This window comes from Bacillus sp. 05T31 (assembly GCF_056396725.1).
Map to the genome: position 1 here is coordinate 1 of NZ_JBFTMA010000379.1, position 4096 is coordinate 4096.

Annotated in this window: 3 protein-coding genes and 1 pseudogene; all 4 read right to left on the reverse strand. The window is 37.3% G+C overall.

The window, feature by feature from the left end; translation table 11 throughout:
• The coding region (gene potB / locus AC1DJR_RS19755) for a spermidine/putrescine ABC transporter permease PotB (RefSeq protein WP_477003313.1) at nt 1–667 on the reverse strand (667 nt) is incomplete at its 3' end.
• Nucleotides 664–1647 carry a spermidine/putrescine ABC transporter ATP-binding protein PotA gene (gene potA, locus AC1DJR_RS19760; RefSeq protein WP_002030425.1) on the reverse strand — a complete coding sequence of 328 codons (984 nt, stop codon included), beginning with the start codon at nt 1645–1647 and terminating at the stop codon, nt 664–666. The genes potB and potA, both read right to left, overlap by 4 nt.
• 237 nt (nt 1648–1884) lie before the next feature.
• A complete protein-coding gene (locus tag AC1DJR_RS19765; RefSeq protein ID WP_477003314.1) occupies nt 1885–3252 on the reverse strand; it encodes an aldehyde dehydrogenase in 1368 nt (455 codons plus the stop codon).
• Nucleotides 3253–3422: 170 nt separating this feature from the next.
• Nucleotides 3423–4096, reverse strand: a pseudogene (locus AC1DJR_RS19770) (peptidase M6); the annotation flags it as partial.

Genomic DNA, 4096 nt, shown 5'->3' on the forward strand with positions numbered 1-4096 from the left:
CGTCTGATACAACAAACATTCCGATAGAAGAAACGAATACTAAAATAGAACCAGTTGTAATCCCTGACATCGTCATCGGTACTGTTACATTCCAAAATGCCTTTACTGGTGTTGCTCCTAAATCATAAGCCGCCTCTAGCTTACGCTTATCAAGCTGCTCAATTGCTGCATACACTGGTAAAATCATAAATGGTAATAAAGAATATACCATTCCGAGTATTACAGAAGGCGTATTATATAGCAGATTTAAAGGTTCACTAATAATACCTAGTTTCAATAGCAATGTGTTTACAAGWCCTTGTGAACGTAAAATAACAATCCATGCGTATGAACGAACAAGAAAGTTAATCCAGAACGGAATCGTTGCCAATAATAGAAGGATAGAACGATATTTACGATCAACAATTGTAATTGTATAGGCGAATGGATAACCGATTAATAAACATAGTACTGTCGTAATAACAGCTATCTTCACTGTTTCCCATAACGTCCCCATATATAATGGATCAAACACACGTGCTATGTTATCTAATGTAAATTTCATTTCCACTGTCCCGTATGCTCCACGCTGCATGAAGGCAAATGCTAATACGAACAGAAGTGGAATTAGGAAGAAGAGTAACAGCCATACGACTGTAGGTAATGCGAGTAATTTCCCTTTCTTCAATTTAAGGTCACCTCGTCCTCTTGCTCCCAGCCTACATATACATTATCTCCAATGCTCCACTGCGTTGCTTCTTCAGCAGTTTGATATGCCATTAGTAATTCCGCTGTTTTCTCCTCACGTACATATAGCTTTTCCATATTTCCAACAAATTCAATATCTTCAATATGTCCAAGATGGTATTCTTTTAAAATTGGCTCTTCAACCGAGCGAACTTTTACATTTTCAGGGCGAACTGCTACGTAGTTTTCCCCATTTTTCACGATATTATTTTCACCGATGAACGTCGCAACAAACAATGTTTTCGGCTTATTGTAAATTTCTTTAGGCGTGCCAACTTGTTCGATATGCCCTTTATTCATAACGACAATACGATCACTCATACTCATCGCTTCTTCTTGATCGTGCGTTACATATATGAATGTAATTCCTAAATTACGTTGTAAGTTTTTCAATTCACGTTGCAAATCTTTTCTTAACTTAAAGTCAAGCGCTCCAAGTGGCTCATCTAATAGTAATACACGTGGGTTGTTTACAATTGCTCTTGCAATTGCTACACGCTGCTGCTGTCCACCAGAAAGCTTCGAAGGTTTACGATTACGGAACTCAAGTAACTGCGTTAAACGCATTGCCTCTTCCGCACGTTCTTTCTGTTCTGCTGCTGATACTTTTTGCATTTTCATACCGAAACAAATATTTTTTTCAACATTCATATGTGGGAATAGTGCGTAATGTTGGAACACTAAATTCATATGACGCTTGTATGGCGGCAAATCGTTAATCTTTTCATCATCTAATAAAAGATTCCCTTTAGTTGGGGTTTCAAATCCTGCGATCATACGAAGTAAAGTCGTTTTCCCGCAACCACTCGGTCCTAAAATTGTTAAAAATTCTCCTTCTTTAATATCTAAAGAAAGAGGGGGGATAATCACTTGATTTCCAAAATGTTTTTCTACTGCTTCAACTTTAATAATCTTTTTCATTTTCCCGTCCTATCTACCTTAAATTTTAATTTTTATATTCATGAATAAATATTTATGTTCTATAGACTATTTTTTTGTTTCGATCCAAACAAAAATGGTTGTTTAGCAGCGTTCTCTTCTATTCTTTATGTAGTATGTTTGATTCATTTTCGCATAATACATATGTCGAACAGAAAAACCCCTTCAGTTGCGAAGGGGTTTTTATCATACGGCTACGCCTACTGATAAACACCATCATCATTTTAACAACTTTCGTATGAATTTTAAAGCACTTTTTGTAGAAGAGTAACGAATTTTCATGTCGAATGCTGTAGATTGGGACAAAATGCTTTTATAATGGGAAAAAGTCCGAAAACTTTGTTCACCATGATAGCTGCCTAATCCACTRCTTCCAACGCCCCCAAAAGGTAAATATGGCGTTGCAAGATGATATACGACATCATTTATACATCCTCCGCCATATGAAATATTACTCGTCACTTTCTCTTGCACTTTTCTATCTTCAGAAAATACATATAGTGCTAACGGCTTTGGATGGTGCTGAATCGTTTCAATTACCTCTTCTATTTTATCATATTCTATAATTGGTAAAATCGGCCCAAAAATTTCATCTTCCATAACAGCACTTTGCCATGTAACATTCGTTAATACTGTCGGCTCGATGTGTAATGTTTCTTTCGTATAATTCCCGCCAATCACAGGTTTACCATCTTGCAAAAATGTACATAAGCGTTCAAAATGACGCTCACTCACAATTCGTACATAATTGTCATTTTGCAAAGCATCTTTTCCATATTGCTCTGCGATTTCATGTCGTAATGCCTCGATTAACTGCTCTTTCACTGAAGAATGAACGTACATATAATCAGGCGCTACACACGTCTGCCCAGCATTCAAAAACTTCCCCCAAACGATACGTCTTGCGGTTACATCTAGCTTTGCATCTTTATGTACAATACATGGGCTTTTCCCGCCAAGCTCTAACGTAAGAGGCGTTAATTTTTTCGCCGCTGCTTCCATCACAACTTTTCCAACACCAACACTACCTGTAAAGAAAATATAGTCAARCGGTTCCTTTAAAAGTGCAGTRCTTTCCTGAGCGCCGCCTTCTACTACCGATACAAGCTCTTCTGGGAATAATTCACCTAACATTCTCGTAAGCACTTTTGAAACGTTTGGCGTTAACTCTGACGGCTTTAAAACGACTGTATTGCCAGCTGCCAATGCTCCTACGAGTGGTGCAATTGCTAATTGAAACGGATAGTTCCACGGTGCGATAATAAGCGTCACACCATACGGTTCTGGCACCACTTTCCCCTTCGATCCAAAATGAGTAAGAGCTGTGCGAACACGCTTTGRTTTACTCCAAGATGAAATATGCTTCATTTGAAAAGAAATCTCTTTTAGTACATATCCAATTTCTGTTGTAAATGATTCGTGAACTGATTTATTCAAATCTAATTTCAACGCTTGAAAAATCTCACCTTCAAAACGCTGAATTCCTTCATAAAGCTTCTTCAAATTATTCTTTCTCGTCTCTAGACTTCTCGTATGTCCTTTGTAAAAATATTCCTTTTGTTTATTTACAATAGAGGAAATACTCATGCACTCACCTTCTCCCACTATTTTTATCCAATTCTTTCATTATTTATATAGACTTCATATGTAACAAATTTCTATTCTTAAAGTTACATTATATATAACTTTTCCCTTTATATAAAATTCATTGCTCACAAAAAACTACCGAAAGAAAATCTCCCGGTAGTTTTACTGTATTAACGGTATAAACGAACAGCACCTGCAGAATTATCATCAGCTTGTCCTACTACTTCAAACTTCAGGCCAAGCTTCGGTAAAATACGTCCTGCATCTGGAATCTGCTCATTAATATACTTTTTAGAGTCATCGAACTTCGGTACCCCTGGTAATCCATCGTATACGAATGTTCCACGCGTTGGAGATACAACTTTCCAAGCTGGCGTTTTRTCGAATGAGAACGCCGMATCAGCRATTTGGAATCGYGTACTGCTTTTAAATGTTGGTTTGCCATTTAAAGTTCCTGCAATTGCTTCTGGATGAGAGTCAACTACACCAAGGAAACCATGTCCTGGATGTATGCCAACCCAGTTATCTGTGTAAGCTGAATCCGCATACCATACAACCATACCAGTGTTATATACTGGACCGCGAGCAAATTTCAATGCGTTATCTGAACCCGCATAGTTTCTCCACTCAACATAGTAGTTATGTTTTTTCTTCTCTGTTCCGTTAGATACAACRAAACCATYTAATTTAAATTGTGRTGTACCTTCTGCATCATCWGAGAATGCAACTTGACCRTCTACTGTTAATGACGCATTATCAAGAGCGAATCCGTTTAACGCTAAACCACCATCCGTAATGTAATCAAATGTTAATTTCACTTTCTTACCTTTGAACTGACTTAAAT

Excerpts from the sequence above, each read along its gene's own strand:
- potA (WP_002030425.1), bottom strand. The coding sequence starts at position 1,647 with ATGAAAAAGATTATTAAAGTTGAAGCAGTAGAAAAACATTTTGGAAAT.